The sequence below is a fragment of the Marinobacter changyiensis genome (genome assembly GCF_009193265.1).
Lineage (GTDB): Bacteria > Pseudomonadota > Gammaproteobacteria > Pseudomonadales > Oleiphilaceae > Marinobacter > Marinobacter changyiensis.
In genome coordinates this window covers 725,500-746,248 of record NZ_VZZZ01000001.1, presented here as the reverse complement: position 1 = coordinate 746,248, position 20,749 = coordinate 725,500, and the positions used below count along the sequence as shown (strand labels likewise).

General features: G+C 59.4%; 19 protein-coding genes. 5 read left to right on the top strand and 14 right to left on the bottom strand.

Annotated elements, in window-relative coordinates; translation table 11 throughout:
• Nucleotides 1-45: 45 nt before the first annotated feature.
• The 10 genes from F6Y09_RS03610 to F6Y09_RS03565 all read right to left on the bottom strand — a co-directional run bounded on the left by F6Y09_RS03610 (nt 46) and on the right by F6Y09_RS03565 (nt 9,778).
• Complete coding sequence (locus tag F6Y09_RS03610) at nt 46-750, bottom strand: ABC transporter ATP-binding protein (protein WP_152205532.1); 705 nt, start codon at nt 748-750, stop codon at nt 46-48.
• Nucleotides 747-1,535, bottom strand: coding sequence for an ABC transporter ATP-binding protein (locus F6Y09_RS03605; protein ID WP_152205531.1), 789 nt, complete (start codon nt 1,533-1,535; stop codon nt 747-749). Before F6Y09_RS03605 ends, F6Y09_RS03610 begins: the two co-directional genes overlap by 4 nt.
• The gene (locus F6Y09_RS03600; protein ID WP_152205530.1) at nt 1,532-2,476 is read right to left on the bottom strand and encodes a branched-chain amino acid ABC transporter permease; all 945 of its coding nucleotides are present in this window, start codon (nt 2,474-2,476) and stop codon (nt 1,532-1,534) included. Before F6Y09_RS03600 ends, F6Y09_RS03605 begins: the two co-directional genes overlap by 4 nt.
• A complete protein-coding gene (locus tag F6Y09_RS03595; protein ID WP_152205529.1) occupies nt 2,473-3,345 on the bottom strand; it encodes a branched-chain amino acid ABC transporter permease in 873 nt (290 codons plus the stop codon). Before F6Y09_RS03595 ends, F6Y09_RS03600 begins: the two co-directional genes overlap by 4 nt.
• Nucleotides 3,346-3,426: 81 nt before the next feature.
• Nucleotides 3,427-4,656 (bottom strand): ABC transporter substrate-binding protein, encoded by a 1,230-nt coding sequence (locus F6Y09_RS03590; RefSeq protein WP_152205528.1) that lies wholly within the window; start codon nt 4,654-4,656, stop codon nt 3,427-3,429.
• 46 nt (nt 4,657-4,702) lie between these two features.
• Nucleotides 4,703-6,325 (bottom strand): AMP-binding protein, encoded by a 1,623-nt coding sequence (locus F6Y09_RS03585; RefSeq protein ID WP_152205527.1) that lies wholly within the window; start codon nt 6,323-6,325, stop codon nt 4,703-4,705.
• A 48-nt stretch (nt 6,326-6,373) separates the two neighbouring features.
• Entirely contained in the window at nt 6,374-6,742 is a 369-nt protein-coding gene (locus tag F6Y09_RS03580) for a DUF6285 domain-containing protein (RefSeq protein WP_152205526.1), read from the bottom strand.
• The gene (locus F6Y09_RS03575) at nt 6,739-7,785 is read right to left on the bottom strand and encodes a phosphotransferase family protein (protein ID WP_152205525.1); all 1,047 of its coding nucleotides are present in this window, start codon (nt 7,783-7,785) and stop codon (nt 6,739-6,741) included. The genes F6Y09_RS03580 and F6Y09_RS03575 overlap by 4 nt, the downstream gene beginning before the upstream one ends.
• Nucleotides 7,786-7,788: 3 nt before the next feature.
• Nucleotides 7,789-8,985 carry an acyl-CoA dehydrogenase family protein gene (locus F6Y09_RS03570; RefSeq protein ID WP_152205524.1) on the bottom strand — a complete coding sequence of 399 codons (1,197 nt, stop codon included), beginning with the start codon at nt 8,983-8,985 and terminating at the stop codon, nt 7,789-7,791.
• Nucleotides 8,986-8,998: 13 nt separating this feature from the next.
• A complete protein-coding gene (locus F6Y09_RS03565; protein ID WP_152205523.1) occupies nt 8,999-9,778 on the bottom strand; it encodes an SDR family NAD(P)-dependent oxidoreductase in 780 nt (259 codons plus the stop codon).
• 191 nt (nt 9,779-9,969) lie between these two features.
• Between F6Y09_RS03565 and F6Y09_RS03560 the strand changes: the two genes are divergently transcribed.
• From F6Y09_RS03560 to F6Y09_RS03545, 4 genes are all read left to right on the top strand, one after another.
• Nucleotides 9,970-11,004 carry a DUF2235 domain-containing protein gene (locus tag F6Y09_RS03560; protein ID WP_152205522.1) on the top strand — a complete coding sequence of 345 codons (1,035 nt, stop codon included), beginning with the start codon at nt 9,970-9,972 and terminating at the stop codon, nt 11,002-11,004.
• A gap of 74 nt (nt 11,005-11,078) precedes the next feature.
• Nucleotides 11,079-12,821 (top strand): sensor histidine kinase, encoded by a 1,743-nt coding sequence (locus tag F6Y09_RS03555; protein ID WP_152205521.1) that lies wholly within the window; start codon nt 11,079-11,081, stop codon nt 12,819-12,821.
• Nucleotides 12,796-14,172 carry a sigma-54-dependent transcriptional regulator gene (locus F6Y09_RS03550; protein ID WP_152205520.1) on the top strand — a complete coding sequence of 459 codons (1,377 nt, stop codon included), beginning with the start codon at nt 12,796-12,798 and terminating at the stop codon, nt 14,170-14,172. Before F6Y09_RS03555 ends, F6Y09_RS03550 begins: the two co-directional genes overlap by 26 nt.
• Before the next feature lies 1 nt (nt 14,173).
• The gene (locus F6Y09_RS03545) at nt 14,174-15,472 is read left to right on the top strand and encodes an ABC transporter substrate-binding protein (RefSeq protein ID WP_152205519.1); all 1,299 of its coding nucleotides are present in this window, start codon (nt 14,174-14,176) and stop codon (nt 15,470-15,472) included.
• A gap of 1 nt (nt 15,473) precedes the next feature.
• Here F6Y09_RS03545 and F6Y09_RS03540 read toward each other — a convergent pair whose 3' ends face one another.
• Nucleotides 15,474-15,911, bottom strand: a complete 438-nt coding sequence (locus F6Y09_RS03540) for an acyl-CoA thioesterase (protein WP_152205518.1) — start codon at nt 15,909-15,911, stop codon at nt 15,474-15,476.
• Nucleotides 15,912-16,113: 202 nt separating this feature from the next.
• Between F6Y09_RS03540 and F6Y09_RS03535 the strand changes: the two genes are divergently transcribed.
• A complete protein-coding gene (locus F6Y09_RS03535) occupies nt 16,114-17,385 on the top strand; it encodes a D-amino acid dehydrogenase (RefSeq protein ID WP_152205517.1) in 1,272 nt (423 codons plus the stop codon).
• Between the two features lie 9 nt (nt 17,386-17,394).
• On the opposite strand, the gene F6Y09_RS03530 is transcribed toward F6Y09_RS03535, so the two are convergent.
• The 3 genes from F6Y09_RS03530 to F6Y09_RS03520 form a co-directional block, all read right to left on the bottom strand.
• Nucleotides 17,395-18,885 (bottom strand): flavin-containing monooxygenase, encoded by a 1,491-nt coding sequence (locus tag F6Y09_RS03530; RefSeq protein WP_152205516.1) that lies wholly within the window; start codon nt 18,883-18,885, stop codon nt 17,395-17,397.
• A gap of 11 nt (nt 18,886-18,896) precedes the next feature.
• Nucleotides 18,897-19,373, bottom strand: coding sequence for a DUF4124 domain-containing protein (locus F6Y09_RS03525; RefSeq protein WP_152205515.1), 477 nt, complete (start codon nt 19,371-19,373; stop codon nt 18,897-18,899).
• Between the two features lie 104 nt (nt 19,374-19,477).
• Complete coding sequence (locus tag F6Y09_RS03520) at nt 19,478-20,677, bottom strand: OmpA family protein (protein WP_152205514.1); 1,200 nt, start codon at nt 20,675-20,677, stop codon at nt 19,478-19,480.
• Nucleotides 20,678-20,749: the final 72 nt, after the last annotated feature.

Below are 20,749 nucleotides of genomic sequence, written 5' to 3'. Positions count from 1 at the left end.
CTGGGTTAACCCCTCTCAGGCAACCGCTTCTCATGCAACGGCTTCTCATGCAACGGAAAGGAACCGGTGCTGGGTGGCCTCGTCGTTGCGTAGTTCGTCGGTGGTCGCCTCGTGAACCACCTGGCCTTTTTCGAGGATGTACGCACGTTGGGCGTGTTTCAATGCAAAGTGGACGCTCTGATCGGTAAACAGGATGGTGGTGGTTTTGGACAGCTCATCAATCAGGGCTCCGATCTGTTTGACGATGACCGGAGCCAGGCCTTCGTTGGGTTCGTCCAGCAACATCAGCCGTGGTTCAATCATGAGGGAACGTGCAACCGAAAGCATCTGTTGCTGCCCCCCAGAGAGTGTGCTGCCATCCTGGCTGGCCAATTCAGCCAACATGGGGTATTCATCAAAGATGCGTTCCACGGACCAGTTGGACTGGCCATCAGAGTTCTTGCGGTCAGCCACTTCAAGGTTTTCCTGCACCGACAGCCCGGGAAATATGCGACGGTCTTCGGGCACGTACCCTATGCCCATGCGCGCGATTTTGTAGGCTGGCAGGCCACTGATGGTTTTGCCCTGGAAGGTAATCCGGCCCTTTCGGGGTGGGGTCAGGCCAACGATGCTTTTCAGGGTTGTGCTTTTACCCGCGCCGTTGCGGCCCAGCAAGCATACGGTTTCCCCCTGGTTCAGCGACAAGGTGATGCCCTGCAGCGCGAGGCTCTCGCCATAGTAAGTATGCACATCTTCCATTTGCAGAATCATACCGCCGCCTCCTTTTCGCCATCTTCATCATCTTCATCTTCGCCGAGGTACGCCTTTTTGACATCCGGATTATTTTTTACCTCCTCCACGGTACCGACGGCCAGGGACTCGCCCCGATGCATCACCAGTATCCGGTCTGCCAGATCGAACACCACACCCATATCATGCTCGGTGATCAGGAAGGTATAGTCGCCGCTGTCAGCCAGCGAGCGGATCAGTTTGGTCACCCTTCGGGTTTCCTCCGGCGTCATGCCTGCGGTCGGCTCATCGAGCAGCACCAGTTTGGGTCGGGTCGCCAGCACCACGGCAATTTCCAATAGCCGTTTATCGCCATAGCTTATAATCCCGGCCCGTTGACTCGAAAGCTCGCCGATGGACAATCGGTTGAGCAGTTCATCGGCTTCTTCCTGCACCTTGCGATTGCCAGAGGCGAGGTTGAACAGCTTGCGGCTATAGCCATGAAAAGCCGACAACGCCACTTCCACATTCTGGCGCACGGTCATTTCCGGAAATATGTTGTTGATCTGGAATGACCGGGACACCCCCATGCGGCTGATTTTGTGAGGTTTCAGACCGGTGATGTCATGGCCGTTGAGCTCCACGGTGCCTTCGGTTGGCTGCATCCGGCCGGACACCATATTGTAGAAGGTGGTTTTGCCAGCCCCGTTGGGACCGATGATGGCGAGGGTCTCCCGGGGCATGACCTGCAGATTGATACCGGAAACCGCGGTATTGCCACCGAAACGTTTGGTCAGATTGTGAATGTTCAGGATTGGATCGGTCATTTTTTGTCCAGCCACCAGTCAAGAAAGGTTCCCAGAATGCCGCGACGGAAAAACATCACCATCAACGCCAGGACGATGCCGAGAAACAGCATCCAGGCCTGGGTCACACTGGTTATCCAGGTTTCCAGCAGCACAAACAGCGCCGAGCCGACATAGGGGCCGAGAAAGTAGCCGGTGCCACCGAGAATGGACATCAGGACCGGTTCCGCCGAAGTCGACCAATGCATCATTTCCGGACTTGCTACCCGAAGGAAAGGTGCCATCATGCCGCCAGCCAGGCCGGCAAATGCCCCTGAAATGGTAAAGGCCGCGAGCCGATAAAGGCGGATATTGAGACCGCAGAACGACACTCGCTCGGCGTTCTGGCGAATGGCCTGCAGGATCAGTCCGAACGATGACCGGCAAATCAGGTACAGCACCAGCGACGCCACAATTACGATAGCCAGCACCACATGGTAGTAAACCGCCGGATTACCAAGAGTCAGGTCAATGCCGAGGCCGAACGCCCCCAGGGTAAAGCCGGCTATGCCGTCGCTGCCGTTGGTGACCGAGCGCCACATATGGGCAATCGAGAACACCATCATGCCGAAGGCCAGCGTCAGCATGGCGAAATAGACCTCGTTCAGACGCACGCTCAGAAAACCGATCACCAGCGCGAGCAGTGCACCCATGCCCATGGACACCAGCAGACAGGCCAGCAGCGGCCATTGCAGGTGAAGCAGCAGCATGGCGGTGGCATAAGTGCCGATGCCGAAAAAGGCCGCGTGGCCGAAGCTCAGCATGCCGGTATAGCCGAATACCAGGTTAAAGCTGGCAGCGAACAGACCCATGATCAGGATCTCGGTGCCGATAAAAATGTAGAAATAGGGCACCACCCAGGGCAGGGCGATCAGCAGAATGACCGTCAGCACCAGGGCACCCAGAAGGATGGCAGATTTCATGCGTTTGCTCCCTTGCCCATCAGGCCGTTTGGCTTGAACAACAACACCAGAGCCATGCCGATAAATGGCAGCAGCAGGTTGATTTCCGGCAGGTAACGACCGCCGAGGCCGTGAATCAGGCCCAGTACCATGGCTCCGGCCAGCGCGCCGGGAAAGCTGCCGAGGCCGCCGATGACCACCACGATGAAAGATTCGATGATGATCTTGTCGCCCATGCCCGGGTCAACTGCCCGCATGGGTGCTGCGACCACACCGCCAAGGGCGGCCAGCCAGGCGCCGAAGGCAAACACCCCGGTCACCACCAGCTTGGTGTTAATGCACAGGGCTTCCGCCATGTCACGGTCCAGGGCCGCAGCCCGCATGATCTTGCCTGCCCGGGTGCGGTTGAAGATAAACCAGAGCGCAGCCACCAGCACCAGCCCCACCACAATCACAAACAGGCTGTACACCGGATAGAGCGTGTCGCCAAAAATACCGACAGAACCCCGCAACAGCTCGGGTGGTTGCACGGTGTGAATGCCGGACCCCCAGATCATCCGCACCGATTCGTTAATGATCAGCAGCAGTGCGAAGGTCAGCAACAGACTGTCGGCGATATCCCGCTCGTAGATAAACCGCAGCACCAACCGGTCGATAATGACCGCAAGGACCGCCACCGCCAGGGGTGCAACGATCAGCGCGACGATAAAGGACAACCCCAACAGATTCATCAGCGTGAAGGCCAGGTAGGCCCCCAGCATGTACAGCGCCCCGTGGGCGAAGTTGATGACGTTCAGTACGCCAAACACAATATTGAGGCCTACCGCTATTACAAACAGCAGTAGCCCGATATCCAGACTGTTCAGCAAAGCAGCGCCGAGACCGGACATAAATCCTCCCGAGAGGTCACCAGATCAGGATGCCGGCCGACCTTCAAGCAGGTCGGCCGGGCTATGGGTTAACCGGTTTGGTTAAAACGTGCAGCCGGTCTCCGCGACGGTCCGGGATACTTTTTCAGCATCAAAGATGCGCAGATCCTCCAGGGTGCGAATACCGTGTTCCGGGTGCATCGGTCCTGAGCGGCCCCAGTTTGGGCTGACCATGGCCTGGTGATCCCCGGCACGGAAGGTCACTTTACCGTTGGGGGCATCGAAGCTCATGCCTTTAAGGGTTTTGGCCAGGGCCGGGCCGTCGGTATTACCGGTGGTTTCCATGGCTTTTTTATAGGCATAAACGGCGGCATAGGCGCCCTCTGCGTTATAGCTCGGCGGGTTGCCATAAGCGTCGATATAGGCTTTGACGAAGTTCTTGTTGATCTCGTTATCGTAGGCGTCATACCAGTAGCGGGTGGCCAGCCAGACCCCTTCGGGCATGCGATCTTCCAGTGCGGTCAGCACTTCGGTGGCCGCGCCAACCGTGAACATCAGCTCCAGATCCTTTTCGAAGAATCCGAGGTTGGTGGCTTGACGGACGAAGTTCACAAGATCGCCGCCCCAGAGTGAGATCAGCACACCCTCGGCATCGGAATCCATCACGCCGTTGATGAAGGGGGTGAAGTCCTCGGCGCCAAAGCGCGGAAATGCAGTGTCCTCCATCAGCTCCACATCGGGCTTGAGATCTTTCAAAGCATTACCGAAGAATTCCCAGGACTGATGGCCAAAGGCGTAGTCCGGGCCGATGGTGGTCCAGCGGTTGGCGTCGGATTCAGCGGCAATCTGGGCCGCCGCGTTCATGTTTTGCGCCACGTTGGTGCTGATGCGGAAAGTGAACGCATTACAGAGGTTACCAGTCACATCCGGGGTGGCCGCGTGGGTAATAATCAGCGGTTTCTGAAGCTCCGGGATGGTGGGTACCAGGCCCTGGGCAACACCGGAGCTGTCCAGCCCCATCAGAACGTCGACTTCGTCCTCATAGACCAGTTTCCGGGCCGCCTGGATTGCAACAGCAGCCTTGCCCTGGCTGTCTTCGATGGCCAGTTCCAGGTCACGGCCCAGTACGCCGCCATTGCCATTGATTTCACTGATGGCCAGGTCTATGCCGCGTTGGGCAAATTGCCCATAGGTAGCGGCACTGCCTGAGAGTATGTAGATAGCACCCAGCTTGATCGGATGTTCATCCGCGCTTACCTGGATAGCCCCTGTGCTGAGCAGCGTGGCTGCCGCCAGGGAGGTAACGAGTTTTCCGGGCTTGAGTTTCGTCATGATTGAGCTCCTGTGCTTGCACTGTTGTTGTAGTTTCGAGCGTTATTCATTCGTCCCTGAACCTGTCCCGCAACACATTCTTGCGAATCTTGCCCGTTGCGGTTTTGGGCAATTCTCCGAAGATGACCTTCTTGGGCACCTTGAAACGGGCCATGCGTTCCTTGCAGAACGCCATGACATCAGTCTCGGTCGGCGCGTCATGGCTGGTAACCAGATTGATGAAGGCACAGGGCACTTCGCCCCATTTTTCGTCTGCAATGGCGATGACAGCGGCTTCGGCCACGGCCGGGTGCTGGTAAAGAACTTCTTCCACTTCCAGGCTGGAGATGTTCTCGCCGCCGGAAATGATGATGTCCTTGGAGCGGTCCTTGATTTCGACGTAATGGTCCGGGTGCATGACCGCCAGATCACCGGTACTGAACCAGCCATCGGCAAAGGCCCGGGCGGTGGTGTCCGGATTTTTCAGGTAGCCCTTCATCAGGGTGTTACCCCGCAGTTGTATCTCACCGAGGCTTTTACCATCCGCCTCGACGGCCTTGCCGGTTGCCGGATCAGCAATCCGCACTTCGTCAATGGCCAGAGTGCCGACACCCTGCCGCGCCATCTTGGCGGCCAGATCCTCAACGCTGAGCTCGGACCATTCCGGTTGCGGCACGCACAGGGTCGCCGGACCATAGGTTTCGGTCAGGCCGTAGAGGTGGGTGATCTCAAAGCCAATGGTCTGGGCCTTGCGGATAACGGAACTGGGCGGAGCTGCGCCCCCCAGCGCAAACTGAACGCTTCGGCTCAGGGTTTTACCTTGCTGGCCGAGTTCGTGGAGCAGCATGTTCATCACGATTGGGGCGCCGCACATGTGGGTGACGCCGTAACGCTCGATACGGTCATGGATGACGTGGGTGTCGATGCTGCGCAGGCAGACGTGTGTGCCACCGATGGCGGTGATCGCCCAGGTATAGGCCCAGCCGTTGCAGTGGAACATCGGCAGGGTCCACAGATAGACGGTGTCGGCGGACATATTGAACGCCATGGCATCACTCATGGCCGCCAGAAAGGCACCGCGGTGATGGTAAACCACGCCTTTCGGGTTACCGGTGGTACCCGAGGTGTAGTTGAGGGAAATGGCGTCCCACTCGTCCGCTGGCCGTTGCCAGTCTGTGGTTGGTGCGGCGCTGGCCAGCAGGGTTTCGTAGTCATACCGGGCCAGGCCATCAGAAACTCCGCCCTTGCGCTCGATACTGACCAGTACCGGGGGAGTTTCCATCCCGGCAACCGCGGCTTTAACCAGGGCTTCGAATTCGGTGTCGTAGAACAGTAACCGCGCTTCGCCGTGGTCGAGAATGAACTCAAGGCTGGTCGCGTCGAGCCGGAAATTGAGGGTATTGAGCACCGCCCCGCACATGGGTACCGAGTAGTGGGATTCGAGCACTTCATGGCTGTTGGGGCAGAGCAGCGCGACGGTGTCACCGGTCGTGATGCCGAGGGCTCTGAGCGCGCTGGCCATCTGGCAGCAGCGGCCAAACAGTGCCTCGTAACTGAGAGACATGTCGTCGTCGATCACCGCCGTTTTACCGGGGAACACGGTGGCTGACCGCTGCAGAAAACTCAGCGGTGTCAGGGCCGAATAATTGGCCGGGTTCTTCTCAAGTCCGTTATTGTATTTGTGGGTCATAGCCTGACTCCGGACTGTTGCCGGGTGCGCTCGTGCACATCCGTTTTGTTAGCGATCTTTCAGGTATTTCGGGTTGCTGATCTGCAACTTGTTCCGGGTGATAGCCAGCAACAGGTCGTAAAGCCTTTCATCTTCAGTTGGCAGCCGGCGGTTGCGAATATCGTCGGCGAGGGCTTGCTCGTCGGTGTTGCCCGCATGGTCGGGCAACAGCTCGGCGTACAGTTTGCCGATGCTGTCCAGAATCCGTTGCTCGGTGGAGGCTCCGGTTTCGATTTCCCGCGCCGCAATTTTCATCGCGTTGGCAGTCATCAGAACCTGATACTTCAGGGCCCCCGACACCTCAGGCAGCACAGTGTCGAGCAATTCCTGCCGCGCAGTCGCAAGCAAGGCCCCGGCGTCCGGGCGCGATGTTTTCATGATTTGGTTCCTCTTTTCTCCGGGTCGGACAGCTCCCTGACCTGCTGCAGCAGGTCGTACTCCATTTGCGGCAACATGCGACCGGTCAACGCCAGCTCCAGCGACGATTGCTCACCGGACAGATGGCGCTCGGCCTGTTGCAGGGCAATCACCGCCCAGCGTACCAGCGCCATGACTTCCCAGTAATTCACCCGGTCCGGGTCGGGTTGTTCGCCCGTCACTTCCTGGTAGCCGGCAAACAACTCGGCTTTGTGGCCAATGCCACCAACTTCCCGCTCATCGGCGCCAAAGCGCCAGCTGCGGGAACACAGCCAGCCCAGGTCTTCTGCCGGGTCGCTCCAGGTTGCGAACTCCCAGTCCAGGACGGCCGTCAGTCGGCCCTGATCAACCATGTAATTGCCGGTACGAAAATCACAGTGGCAAAGTACGGAAGGGCCATTGGCCGGCTGGTTGTCTTCCAGCCAGTTCAGCGCCCACTCAAGCACCGGATGGGGCTCGGCAATGGCCGCAAGGTAATCCCGGTAAAGGTCTATCCTGGCCTGGGCGGCGGATTCGGTTGGTTGCGGTAGAAAGTCGAGGCCGCTTACGGGCGGCTTGATCCGGTGCAAGTGTCCCAGCTCCCGTCCGAACTGGCGGGTCAGCTCGGACCGTTGTGCGTCGGTCAGATCGCCACCCACCAGTTTCTGCGGTGAGGCCGTCCCCATCGCCCGGCTCATGACATAGAAGGACTGCCCGATAACGCTTTTGTTATCACACAGCCAGAAGGGCTCTGGCACCGTAACGTCGGCTTCGAAGGCTTTCTTCAGGACCGCAAATTCCTCCGGCCGGCTCAGGCTGGCCGATACGCCGGAGGGCGCATCGCAGCGTACAACGTACTGCTGCCGCCCGGGCTGATAACCGCCCTCAAGCACTAGGGTCAAGGCATAGTTGTCCTGGATTGCGCCCCCGGACAAGCGGCTGAACTCCTCCACCTGAACGTGGGGGGCACCGGTTTGAGCCGCTATGTACCCGGCCAGTGCGGCGGCGAGCTCGGAGTGTGTCATACCTTAACCCCAGCTCCAGAAATCTGCGCCGTCGGCGAGCAGATTCTTCGAGAACACCATTTTGTGAACTTCCGAGGCGCCGTCCACCAGCCTGGCCTGGCGGGCATAACGGTAAATCCACTCCAGCGGCGTGTCCTTGGAGTAACCCCGGGCACCGCACAGTTGAATGGCCGTATCCACAGCCTTGTGGAGCGTGTCGGCGACGGCCACTTTGGCCATGGACACTTCTTTTTTTGCAAAACTGCCCTGATCCAGTTTCCAGGCTGCGTGCATGGTCAGTAACCGACCGATCTGGATATCCATGGCAGCCTCACCCAGCAGCCACTGCACGCCCTCACGATCGGCCAGCCGCACGCCGAAAGATTCGCGCTCGGCCACATAGGCGGTGGCAATTTCCATGGACCGCTTGGCCAGGCCCAGCCAGCGCATGCAGTGGGTGAGACGGGCGGTACCGAGACGGATCTGGGTTACTTTCAGACCATCGCCAACATTCATCAGGCGGTTCTCGTCGGGAATCACCAGGCCATTGAATTTAAGCTCGCAATGGCCGCCGTGCTCCTCCGGCCCCATGATGGGAATACGGCGGATAATCTCCCAGCCCGGATCGTCCTTGTGGAACAGGAAAGCCGTCAGCCCTTTGCGGGTGTCGTCCGAAGTCCGTGCCATCAGTATGAAATGACTGGCGATGCCAGCGCCGGTGATGTAGTGCTTGTGGCCGTGAATGACCCAATTGTCCCCGTCCCGGGTGGCGGTCGTCTGTGTCATGGACGGATCAGAGCCACAGCCCGGCGCCGGTTCGGTCATGACGAACGCGGACTTTACCTCGCCATCGACAATCGGCTGCAGCCAGCGGGCTTTTTGCTGCTCGGTGCCGACTTTGTAAAGCACCATCATATTGCCGTCATCCGGCGCAGCGCTGTTGAACACCACCGGGCCGAAAATCGAACGGTTCATTTCTTCATAGCAGGCCGCCATACCGACAATGTTGAGACCCTGGCCGCCTACGTCCTGGGGCATTTGCAGAGCCCACAAACCTTCTTTTCGGGCTTTTTCCTGGGTGGTTTTCAGCAATGCGGGGGCAATGTTCTCGTGCTCGTCATAAGACGCCGGATCCTGCTCCAACGGAATCAGCTCCCGCTCGACGAACTGTTTGATCCGCTGTCGAAAGTCTTCTGATCTCGCGTCCAGTGAAAAATCCATGGCAGGGTGATCCTTACAAAGTCGATTGAAGATGACCGCCATCGGCGACCAGGGTGCTGCCGGTCATGTAGGCCGACAGATCTGAAGCCAATAACAGCAGTGGACCGGTCAGGTCGTCCGGTTGCCCGAGACGGCGCTGTGGAATCCGTTTGATCATGGCCTGGCCGGGGTCGGTGGTAAAAAAATCCCGGTTGAGGTCGGTTTCGATGTAACCCGGAGCCAGGGCATTTACCCGGATGCCATGCCGCGCCCATTCCAGTGCCAATGCCCGGGTCAGTTGCTCCAGTGCGGCCTTGGAGGTGGTGTAGGGGGCCACATTGCTGGCGACGCGATGACCCAGAATGGAGGTGATATTGATGATGCTGCCCGGTGTCTCGGCGGCAATCAGGCGTTTGGCAGCTTCGTTGGCAACCAGCCAGCAACCCTTGAGATTGGTGTTCAGTACTTTGTCCCAGTCGTCCTCGCTGGTGTCGAGTGACTTGGTCCCGGTGACGACCCCGGCGTTGCAGACCACAATGTCGGCCAGCCAGCCTTCAGACCGGATGCGGTCAAAGGCACCGGAAACCCCGGTGGAACTGGTCACATCCATAGTGACGGGCAGTGCCTGGCCACCCTCATCGGTAATGTTTTCAGCGAGCCTGGTCAGTGGGTCCGGACGTCGCCCGGCCAGAATGACCCTGGCCCCGGCAGCCGCAAGGACACGGGCAAAATGCTCCCCAAGGCCGCCACTGGCCCCGGTGACCAACGCAGTTTTTCCGTTTAGGGTAAGCTCTGTTGTTTTTGTAATAGTCATTTGACTAAAAATAGAGCGAGCGCTCGAAATATACAAATAATATTTCGGACTAGCAGAGCCGGTGCAGATAACCAGAGGTCATACGTTCTGCGTTCCCGACTTATAAATCATGTGCTAACGTGAATGGATCGCATAGAAAACTAAAAGTGGCCTGCAGTTGCTTCCCTATGCCTCAAAGGGAGTTTGACGTTATGAAGCGCATCGCGATATTCAGTGACGGCACCTGGAACGATCCCGAAAAAGATAACCCCACCAATGTGATTCAGATGGCCCGGGCGGTGAAGCCAAAAACGGCGGACGGCGTCGAACAGGTGGCGTTCTATGACTGGGGGGTGGGCACCGATCGCAAGAAAATCGCGGGCGGCATCAGCGGTGCCGGCATCGACAAGAACATCATGGATTGCTATCGCTTCCTGGTGCATAACTATGAACCCAAGGACGAGCTGTTCTTTTTCGGCTTCAGCCGGGGCGCCTATACGGTGCGCTCGCTGGCGGGCTTTATCCGCAATTGTGGGCTGATGAAGCGGGAGCATGGCGCTCGCATTCCCGAGGCTTTTTTGCTGTATCGCAAACGCAGCCGAGCCAGCAGCCCGAATGAAGACGGCCCAGCGCTTTTTCGAAGCCGTTACGCAGTGGCGGACATTACGCCCATCGAGTTTGTGGGGGTCTGGGATACGGTGGGGGCACTGGGAATTCCGGTGCCATTCTGGGGCAATCTGGGTGAGCGGGAGTTTCTGTTCCACGATACCGAACCCAGCAAAATCGTCCGCCACGCCCGTCATGCCGTCTCCATTGATGAGAACCGGAAGGACTTCGAGCCCACGCTCTGGAGTGCCAAGCCGGAACTGGATCTCAAACAGGTGTGGTTTGCCGGGGTGCATTCCGACGTTGGCGGTGGCTATGACGAAAATGGACTGAGCTCCCTGGCAATGGACTGGATGGTCCGTGAGGCCCAGGATGTCGGGCTTGAGTTTGAACCCCACCTGCTGAAGGCCGTCAAGACCCGACTGGCGAAGCAGCCCGAAGCTGACAAGCACCACAATGAGCGTCGGGGTATTTATCTCGCCCGGCCGGAATCTGTCCGGATGGTGGATGGCCCCCTGCATCAATCGGTCAAGCAACGCTGGGACAAAGACGCCCATGACTATCGCAAGAAAAGCAAGGCGCTGGCCCAACTGCTTGCCTCGGTAGGCGACGACTGGTCAAAACTCGAACTGGTTGACTGAGGGCCGGTATTCACCCGCGACCAACCTGGGCTATGCTGCGTCAGAGCTTATGTCACTGTGCCAAAGGCAACGCAATGAAGTCCAAACTCAGTCTGGTGGGTCGCTATACCCTGCTTTCGCTGGTGTTGATCATCGGCTCGGTGACGGCGCTCAGCATCCTCCATATGAGGGTGGCAGAATCCATTACCGAACGCCTGGCGGGGCAACACCTGGAGGCCCAGATGGCAGCCACTGCCAATCGCCTCAGTGCGTTTCTGGACAATCGCATCTACCAGCTTGAGACACTGTCACGCCATCCTGCCATGCCGCTCTACCTCGCCTACACGGAGGCCGTGCCGGATGGTGTCCAGGAGCTTGTCCGGGTAGAAGCGGACTCTCCGGATCTGTACGGTATCCTGTTTTTCGATGCCACTGACAGTCTGATCCAGGTTGTCGCCGGCCAGGCCGCCTCCGGTCCACCCTATTGGGGTACCGAGAACTGGTCACTGGCCGATCTGCCCCGGGTGCAGAAGAACAATACCGAGATCATTGGCCCGGCCTTGCCGCGTGCGGGGCAGCCCGGGTGGCTGCTGATTCGTCAGCCCCTGGGTTATCTGTTCGACGAAAGCGCCGAGGGAGCTGTGGGCCTGCACGTGCGCCTGGCTTCACTAACCGAACAGATCCGGACGGAAAATCTTGCCGGTGTGGTCAGGCCGTACCTGCGGGCGCCGGGCGGCGCGTTACTAGACCCGACCGGCACTGCGGTGCCCCGCCAACCTGCCGGGTTGGTTCGTGGGCCGGAGGTGTTTCCCGGCTGGCACATTGACTATGTAATCACCGCCGCGGATATTCTGAGCCCGTTACGCAATGCCCAGCTGGGCATGTATGGACTGGCCTGCCTGATGGCCCTGGGTACTGTGCTGCTGTTCTGGGCGCTGGCCCGGAGCCTGCGACGCCGGATCGACCGGTTGGTGCAGGGGGCCGAGGCGTTCTCCTCCGGCGACTTGCACTTCCAGCTCGACGTCCCGGGCCCGCGCAAGGACGAAATTGACCAGGTGGCCTATGCGTTCAACGCCATGGCGCAACGGCTGCGCGAAATGATCCAGCGCACGATACAGGTCGAGAAAATGGCGGTGTTGGGGGAGTTTGCAACCGGGGTGGCCCATGAGGTGAGGAACCCGCTGGCGACTATAAAACTGACGGTTCAGGCTCTTGAGCGCCGTGAAGCGGATATGCGACGACGAGGGCTGTTGCAGGATGTGGAGGGTGAAATCGATCGTCTTAACCGAGTGGTGGGGGACTTGCTGGATTACGGCCGCCCGGTAGCCGCCGAGCCAGAGCACTTTGAAGTCAGGCGTGCGTTCCGGCAGGCTGTGGCAATGACCTCAAGCCGCGCCCGGGAACTGGGCATTACAGTCACAGCCAGTGGTGACTCGAGGCTGCTGTTGTACGCCAATCCTGACCAGGTCAGCCAATGTCTGGTCAATCTGTTGTCTAACGCCATAGAGGCGTGCGGCGGGGTGCGCGGAGCCGGCGGCTCGGTGCGGCTGAGGGCCCACCGGGAGGGCGCGCGCATTCGGGTGGATGTGACCGATGACGGTATCGGGGTAGCGCCGGATGTGCTGCCGCGAGTCACCGAGCCGTTTTTTACCACCCGTGCCAAGGGTACTGGCCTGGGGCTCAGTATCACCCGTCAGCTGGTGCAGCTGAACGGCGGTGAAATGAACATCGAAAGTGAACCGGGCGAGGGCACCACGGTGACCCTGCTGCTGCCCGCTTCAGACCATGTCAACAACTTACAAAAACACTACCATGCCGACACGAATACTGATTATTGATGACGAGCAGAGCTTTGTTCGATCGCTGATGTTTGCCCTCGAAGAGACCGATATCGAGGCGGTTTGCGCTTATTCCGGCGAAGATGGCCTGGCCATGGTGGCGCGGGAGCGGCCGGATATCGTGCTGCTGGATCTCCGGTTGCCCGGGATCGGGGGCATGGAGGTACTGGAGGCCCTGAGCCGGGATTATCCCGGCTTGCCGGTGGTGATGATTTCCGCCCATGGCGATACCCGCGCAGCGGTTCAGGCGGCCAAGGCCGGCGCCGCCGACTATCTGACCAAGCCGTTTGCGTTGGACGAGTTACTGCACCTGATCGGCAACACCACCGAGCGTATCCGCTTGCGAAGTGAGCTCGATTACCACCGTGACCGCGCGGCGTCGGCTTCTGGTCTGGTGGGGGAAAGCGACGCCATGGGCCAGCTCTGGAACACCATTCAACGGGTTGCAGGCAGCAGTGCCGGGCGCATCCTGCTGCAGGGGGAGTCCGGGACCGGCAAGGCCGTGGTGGCCCGGGCGATCCATTCCAGTAGTCCCCGCACCGCTGAGGCGTTTGTGGAAATCAACTGTGCGGCCTTGCCGGAACAGCTGATCGAAGCGGAACTTTTTGGCGCGGAAAAAGGCGCCTACACCGGCGCCCACCAGACCCGGATCGGGCTGGTGGCGCTGGCAGACGGTGGCACACTGTTTCTGGACGAGGTGGGCGAATTGCCGCTGCCGCTGCAGGCAAAACTTCTGCACTTTCTGGAAGATGGCAGTTACCGGCCCGTGGGCTCCAACCGTCCGCGCACCGCCAATGCCCGCGTCATCGCCGCTACCAACCGCCCGCTGGAAACCGAAGTGCGGGCAGGGCGATTCCGGGAAGACCTGTTTTTCCGACTCAATGTGATCGAATTGTTGATACCGCCATTGCGTGAGCGTGGCAACGACATCGGCCTGATGCTGGAGCAGTTTGCCGGAATCCAGGCTCGGGAGGAGCGCTGCCAACCCATTCACTACGCATTGGAAACCCTGGAGCAGCTGCGCCATTACGCCTGGCCGGGCAACGTCCGGGAGCTGAAAAACCTCGTCGAGCGACTCACCATTCTCTACCCGGGCCAGCTAATCGAACCGTCGCTGCTGCCCCTGGAAATGCAGAGGGAGGATCTGCATCCGGATTATCTCGGCGAGCGCATGAAGCGCACTGAGCGTCAGATCGTGCTGGAGGCGCTGACAGAAACCGGCGGCCACAAGGGCAGGGCAGCAGAATTTCTGGGGCTGTCGCGCCATGCCTTCAAGCGTCGGTTGCAACGTCTGGGGCTGGAGGGAACAACAATGACGAGCGTTTCAGGCCATGGTCGCAGGAGAATCTGACATGACCTTTTGGCGGTATCTGACACCGATATTGTGGCTCGCGATCAGCCCGCTCGCGGCGGACGAGAGCGCTGCAGCCGCTGAACCCGTCGGGCGGGTTGAGCTGGGCGCGCCGGCAGCCGAGGCGGATGTGACGGTGGCCTGCATGTACCCCATGACAGGCCGGCCTGCCAGCTACGGCCGTGACAGTATCGCCGGGATCCGTGTGGCGCTGGCGGAGCTGGCACAGCAGCCGGACGCCCCCCGGCTGCGGGTGATCGTCGACGATTCCCGCTCCAAAGCGTCCTTCGCGGTGCGAATGGCGGAGGATTTTATTGCCGTCGATCAGGCCGATATTCTCTGCGGTATGGTCAGTTCCGGGGTGGGGCTGGCAGTCAGCCGGGTTGCCCGGAAGCGGCGCGTCATTATGATTGGTACCGATCACGCCAGCTCCCGCAGTGTGCTGGAAGAGGGCCACCGTTACTATTTTCGCGTCTCCAGCGACACCTGGTACTCCCACGCCGCCGGTGCCCGCTATCTCAAGGAATTGCAGGCCAAAACCGGCTGGCAGAAGCTGGCTTTCCTGGGCCCGGACTACGAGTATGGCCGTGTGGCCTGGCGGGATCTGCGGCAGGCATTGGGCATGCTGGGGGTGGAGTACCAGGTGGCCGGTGACTATTGGCCCAAGCTGTACGAGCCCGATTACACCCTCTACATCCAGTCGTTATTGGAATCGCCGCCGGATATCCTGGTGACAGCGCTTTGGGGTGGGGATTTCAATGCGTTTATCGAACAGGCGCGTACCACCAATCTGTTCCAGCAGATGGCGGTCGCCAACTTCGATACCGGTGGTAATTACGATACTCTGGTCGCGTTAGGCGAAGACCCTCCGCCGGGGTTGATCCTGTCGGCCCGCCATCATCTGAACTGGCCCGACACCGAGCGCAACCGCCGTTTCGTGCAGGCGTTTTATGAGCTGTCTGGCCGTTACCCGAGTTATTCGGCGCAAGGGGCCTATGCCGGCATGTTGGTTATCGCAAAAGCGGTGGCTATGGTGGGTGATGTGTCAGACACCGATGCCATGATTGCAGCACTGGAGGGCCTGCACATAGAGCTTCCCAAGGACCCTGAAGGGTTTACCTCCTATCTTGATGCCGATACGCACCAGATCGTTCAGGCCCAGGCCATCGGGCGACCCGTGGCCAGTGACCGGTACCCACCCGCCCGCGTTATGCTGGGTGGCTGGGTGGTTTATGAGGCTGAGCTGCTGAAACCATCTCCGGAGCTGGTGCAGCGCCGTCGCGGCGGGCGGGCAAACTGAGTCAGCTGACGACCAGCCGGTCGAGGGCCTGGCGGACCGGTTCGGGAATCGCCACCGAGCTCTGGCTGGCCTGATCCACGAACACATGAACCAGCTGGCCCTGGGCGCAGGCAGTGTCTTCACCGGCCGGAAAAATCCCGATCTCCCAAGTAATGGAACTGCGTCCCAGGTGGGTAACCCTCAGCGCGGCCTCGATTCGTTCCGGATAAGCCACGGGCCGGAAATAATCACACCGGGAACTCACCACGTAAGCCACGATCGGGCTGTTGTGAATGTCCAGCCCACCGGCTTCGATCAGAAATCGGTTGGCCGCGGTATCAAACCAGGCGTAGTAGGTCACATTGTTGACATGGCCGTAGATGTCATTGTCCGCCCAGCGGGTGGTTATCGGTTGAAAATCGGCAAAGTCTTTGCGTGTTAACGGTGTTTTCCGGGACATCCAGCAACCCCTGTTTTAAGGTTTCGGCTTCGTAAACGTTGAGAAGCAAAGTAGCGAAATTGCGGCCTTTCGGCAAATACCCACAGGGCTTACCTTGGCCTGTTGCGTTTGGAACTCTCTTACTAAGGTTCGAAATCTCTTATTGAGCGTGCACTCTGACATCTAGCGTCTACTCTGTTCAGAGAGGCAACAGGGAGATGCCATGCATATTGTCGTAATTGGCGCCGGTGTGGTCGGCGTAACCACAGCCTGGGCTCTTCACCGCCGTGGGCATCAGGTCACGGTAATCGAACGGCATCCCGGTGCCGGGCTGGAAACCAGCAAGGCCAATGCCGGTCAGCGCTCCTACGGGGTGGTCTACCCCTGGGCATCTGCGGCCATGGTCAAAAAAGCCCTGCCGTGGCTACTGCAGCGGGACGGTCCACTGAAATTAAAGCTTCCGCCGTCCCTCGAGGCTTTGCGGTTCATGATCGCGACGCTCCGGTTTGCCTATGCGCCGGGGGTGTTCGGGCTGAACAAGCGGGCAATGTTGCGGCTCGGGATATACAGCCGTACCTGTTTTGATGACATCGAGCGTGAGCTGGCGCTGGATTTCGATGGCGACCACGGTGGCCTGCTGCACCTGGCCAGCACCCCGGCTGCGATGGCGGAGTATCGGGAAACCGCCAAGGTATTACGGGAGCTCGGGATCGCCTATCAGCTCCTGACCCCGGCGCAGGTCCGCGAGTCCGAGCCCGGCATGACCGGCCCCGGCCCGTTGTATGGCGCCCTGAAATACGACACTGACGGCACCGGTGACTGCCATCTGTTTTCACAGGGACTGGCCGCGGCCTGCGAAGCGGGTGGGGTGACATTTCGTTATAACACCGCGGTTGAGCGGCTGGTCTGTGATCATCACCGGGTCCACGGCGTGGATATCAGGCCCGACGGGGCCGGTCAGGAACGCCTGGAGGCCGATGTCTTCGTACTCAGCGCCGGTTGTGATTCGCCAGCGCTGACCCGAAACCTGGGGTTGCGGTTGCCGATCTATCCGGTCAAAGGTTACTCCCTGACCGCGACCCTGACAGACGCCTCCAGGGCACCGACCTCCACCATCCATGATGATCATTTCAAGGTGGTTTCCACCCGCCTGGGTGATCGCATGCGCGCCACCGGCTTTGTGGAGCTGGCGGGATTTGATCGCCAGATTCCTGAGCGCCGGCTGGAAGTGATCCGCCGCTCGGTGGAGTCCCGGTTCCCCGGTGCGGCGGATATGGGGGCCGCGACCGCCTGGACCGGTTTTCGCCCGATGACTCCGGACGGCCCTCCCATCATTGGCCCGGGACCGCTTGACAATCTGTACCTCAATACCGGTCACGGCACGTTCGGCTGGACGCTTTGTGCCGCCAGCGCGGACCTGATCGCCGAAGTGATCGATGGTCGGGAGCCCGTGCTGTCGCTGGATGCTTTCCGGCCCGGCCGGTTTAGTGAGTAGTGAGCCCCGTCAGACCGGAGCATTTTCGACTGTGCCAGGATTCCCGGTTATACGGCTGAAGGTCATTACGCGGTCAGTGACCGGGCCGTAGCGGAGTTTCAGCAGGTCAAGCAGGTAGTTTTGGTAGAGTTTCCAGGGTGCCCGGTCACCTTGTTTGGGAAGATGATCCAGCGCGCGCTGGACATAACCCGAGTCAAGATCGAGAAAAGGCGCCTCCTGAACCGCCGGGTCAGCTTTCGGGGTGCAGTAGTTATAGCCATGCTGATCCATATAATTGATCAGGCGGCAGACGTATTGGTCGGTGAGGTCCGCTTTCAGGGTCCAGGACGCATTGGTGTAGCCCACCACCAGCGCAAGGTTGGGCACGTCGCTCAGCATCATGCCTTTGTAGCTCATCGTCTCGGACAGGGCCCTGCTCTCGCCGTCCACGACCAGTTCCGCCCCACCCAGGGCCACCAGATCCAGGCCGGTCGCGGTCACGATGATATCTGCCGCCAGTTCCCTTCCAGAGGCAAGACGTATACCGGTCTCGGTAAAGCAGTCGATGTGATCGGTGACCACGGAGGCGTCACCCCGTCGCAATGAGCGGAAGAGATCGCCGTTCGGCACCAGGCAAAGCCGCTGATCCCAAGGGTTGTAGCTGGGGTTAAAGTGGCTATCAATGTCGAAATCCGGCCCGAGCTGAGACTTGAGATGGTTACGCAGCAGCTTTCGGACCAGGGCTGGGTAACGTCGGCAAAGCTGGTAAAACAGCGTCTGCATGAAGACGTTTTTCAGCCGCATCAGGCGATAGGCGAGCTTTGCGGGCAACAACCGGTTCAGCGTTTGCGCGATGGGATCGACATCGGGCAAAGCCACAATATAGCTGGGTGAGCGCTGTAACATGGTGACATGGGCAGCTGCTTTCGCCATCGAGGGCACCAGCGTAACCGCCGTTGCGCCACTGCCGATAACCACCACACGTTTGCCTGCGTAATCCAGATTGTCTGGCCAGTGTTGCGGGTGAATGATCTCGCCCCGGAAGATTTCACGCCCCTTGAACTCAGGCGTATAGCCTTCGTCGTACCGATAATAGCCACTGCAGTTGAGCAAAAAGTTGCAGGTGAAGCGCTCCCTGGCCCCCGTGGCGGTATTGTCGGTTTCCACGGTCCAGAGGGCCTCGCGGCTGGACCAGCTGTAGCGGGTGGCGCGGTGGTTGTATCGGATTTTCTGCTCCAGGTTGTTTTCCCGGGCGGCGGCTTTTACGTAATTCAGAATGGCAGGGCCATCGGCGACAGCCTTGCCTTCCCGCCAGGGCTTGAAGGCGTACCCCAGGGTATACATGTCGGAGTCCGAGCGAATGCCGGGGTAGCGGAACAGATCCCAGGTGCCGCCGATGGCACTGCGTGCTTCAAGAATCCCGAAGGACTTGCCCGGGCAAAGGGTTTTCAGATGGTAGCCGGCACCGATGCCGGACAACCCGGCACCAATGATAAGGACGTCATAATGTTGTTCGGACATAGTCTTGACCTTCACGGTTTCCGGTACTGAACGCTTTCCACGCAGCCGTCCCGGAAGTACACGTAAGTCAGCTCGTAGAGTTTGCCGTAGTAGTCGGTCTGGTAAACCCAGGTTTCCTGGGGTACGGGATAGGTCTCTGGTGGCCGACCGAAGGCCTTCAGGACATGCTCTTTGGTCATACCCTTGACCACCTGACCGCGGGCCAGATAGGTGCGCAGCTCGGTGGAGTTGATAAAACGGCAAGGGTCCTGCAGCTGGACCTCGGCCGGGTTGTTCTGGCGATCCGGTGTTTCAGGAACTGGCTCCGGCAGGTTGTCACCGAAGCTGCCGCCAATGTGGTTGTCCCGGATGGTCACGGGCTCGGCATTGTCACCACAGGGCTGATCAGAGAAAGTCACGCCGTCGGCATTGTCACAGCGGTAAACGGAGGACGCCGAGAGGGGCATCAGGATGAACATCCAGGCAGGCAATAACCATAACTTGATCATCTCCGGTCTCCGCTCAATGCAAACGTCCTTTGCAAATAAGCCTGTAAAAAGACTGCAAAAAAAAGACGCCCGAAGGCGCCTTCTGTATCACCTTACACTCAGGATCAGCGGCGAACCTGAATACGAGCCTCAACCCGGCGGTTCTGGGCACGACCCGCAGCCGTTTCGTTGCTGGCCATAGGTTCTGCTTCACCATAGCCGACGGCGCGGACACGGTCGCTGTCGATGCCAAGAGCATCAATCAGGCGATCTGCTACTGCTTGGGCGCGTTGTTGGGAAAGCTGCTGGTTATAGCCTGCTTCACCCAAGCTGTCACTGTGACCGGCAATCTCGACAGAGGTTTCCGGATACTCGTTCATGAAGTCAGCGACCCGACGGATTTCGTCGTCATAGGTATTGCCGATCACTGCACTTTCGGTCGGAAACTTGACCGAAAGCTCGATGGTTTCGATGGTCTCTTCGATACCCTCGCAGCCTGCTTCATCCACCGTTGCACCGGCGCTGGTGTTGGGACAGCGGTCTTTGCTGTTCACTATACCGTCGTTGTCACTATCGAGCTCACAGCCGCGGCTGTTTACCTCAGCGCCCATGGGGGTGTTCGGGCACTGGTCGCGACTGTCGACGACGCCGTCGTCATCGCCATCCCGTTCACAGCCATTGGCGTCAACTGAAACGCCAGCTGCGGTGCCAGGGCACTGATCACGGGTATCGGGCACACCGTCATTGTCACTGTCTTCCGGCGCGGGCGGAGTCGTAGAGCGACCAAAGCCGACGCTGATGCCCAGGGAGGCTACGGTATCGAACGTGCTTTCATCGATGCCGTGGAATTCCCGGATGTCCGCGCGCAGGGAGATCGAGTCGCTGACGTTGTATCGCACGCCGCCGCCTACGTTGACGCGGGTTTCGTCATGATCCGTGCCGGCAGTCTGCGGGTCGGGAATGGAGCCGCCGAAATCCGCATGTCCGGCACCGGCTGCCAGGTATGGGTTCCACGCTTCATTGAAGTTGCCAATGTAGTACAGGCCGTCCAGACGGAGTTCTTCAAAGTCACTGGAACCGGCATTGTGCTTGCGGTCAGCATCGGCCCTGGAATACACCACTTCGGCGGCCCAGTTGGGCTGGAAGCGATACTCCAGGCCGAACCCGAAAGTGCCGGTCTCGCTGAGGTCCCGCTTGTCATCGAACAGCTGGTAGCCCGCGAAAGGACTGAGATAAACTTTCTGGTCAACGCTTTCCTGGGCCAGGGTGGGAAGTGCGATCGCAGCGCCTAATGTGGCTACGGCTAATGGAAGCATGATTTTCATGCAGAACCTCCGGTTCGTTCGTCGTTATTAGCAGTCATTATGATTTCATTGAAACTTTTCGCTTGGAAGCTT

Coding starts and splice junctions, on each gene's coding strand:
- F6Y09_RS03545 (WP_152205519.1), top strand. CDS start 14,174: ATGACCTTTTGGCGGTATCTGACACCGATATTGTGGCTCGCGATCAGC.
- F6Y09_RS03540 (WP_152205518.1), bottom strand. CDS start 15,911: ATGTCCCGGAAAACACCGTTAACACGCAAAGACTTTGCCGATTTTCAA.
- F6Y09_RS03605 (WP_152205531.1), bottom strand. CDS start 1,535: ATGACCGATCCAATCCTGAACATTCACAATCTGACCAAACGTTTCGGT.
- F6Y09_RS03575 (WP_152205525.1), bottom strand. CDS start 7,785: ATGACACACTCCGAGCTCGCCGCCGCACTGGCCGGGTACATAGCGGCT.
- F6Y09_RS03565 (WP_152205523.1), bottom strand. CDS start 9,778: ATGACTATTACAAAAACAACAGAGCTTACCCTAAACGGAAAAACTGCG.
- F6Y09_RS03585 (WP_152205527.1), bottom strand. CDS start 6,325: ATGACCCACAAATACAATAACGGACTTGAGAAGAACCCGGCCAATTAT.
- F6Y09_RS03535 (WP_152205517.1), top strand. CDS start 16,114: ATGCATATTGTCGTAATTGGCGCCGGTGTGGTCGGCGTAACCACAGCC.
- F6Y09_RS03520 (WP_152205514.1), bottom strand. CDS start 20,677: ATGAAAATCATGCTTCCATTAGCCGTAGCCACATTAGGCGCTGCGATC.
- F6Y09_RS03595 (WP_152205529.1), bottom strand. CDS start 3,345: ATGTCCGGTCTCGGCGCTGCTTTGCTGAACAGTCTGGATATCGGGCTA.
- F6Y09_RS03580 (WP_152205526.1), bottom strand. CDS start 6,742: ATGAAAACATCGCGCCCGGACGCCGGGGCCTTGCTTGCGACTGCGCGG.
- F6Y09_RS03525 (WP_152205515.1), bottom strand. CDS start 19,373: ATGATCAAGTTATGGTTATTGCCTGCCTGGATGTTCATCCTGATGCCC.
- F6Y09_RS03590 (WP_152205528.1), bottom strand. CDS start 4,656: ATGACGAAACTCAAGCCCGGAAAACTCGTTACCTCCCTGGCGGCAGCC.
- F6Y09_RS03560 (WP_152205522.1), top strand. CDS start 9,970: ATGAAGCGCATCGCGATATTCAGTGACGGCACCTGGAACGATCCCGAA.
- F6Y09_RS03570 (WP_152205524.1), bottom strand. CDS start 8,985: ATGGATTTTTCACTGGACGCGAGATCAGAAGACTTTCGACAGCGGATC.
- F6Y09_RS03600 (WP_152205530.1), bottom strand. CDS start 2,476: ATGAAATCTGCCATCCTTCTGGGTGCCCTGGTGCTGACGGTCATTCTG.
- F6Y09_RS03555 (WP_152205521.1), top strand. CDS start 11,079: ATGAAGTCCAAACTCAGTCTGGTGGGTCGCTATACCCTGCTTTCGCTG.
- F6Y09_RS03610 (WP_152205532.1), bottom strand. CDS start 750: ATGATTCTGCAAATGGAAGATGTGCATACTTACTATGGCGAGAGCCTC.
- F6Y09_RS03550 (WP_152205520.1), top strand. CDS start 12,796: ATGCCGACACGAATACTGATTATTGATGACGAGCAGAGCTTTGTTCGA.
- F6Y09_RS03530 (WP_152205516.1), bottom strand. CDS start 18,885: ATGTCCGAACAACATTATGACGTCCTTATCATTGGTGCCGGGTTGTCC.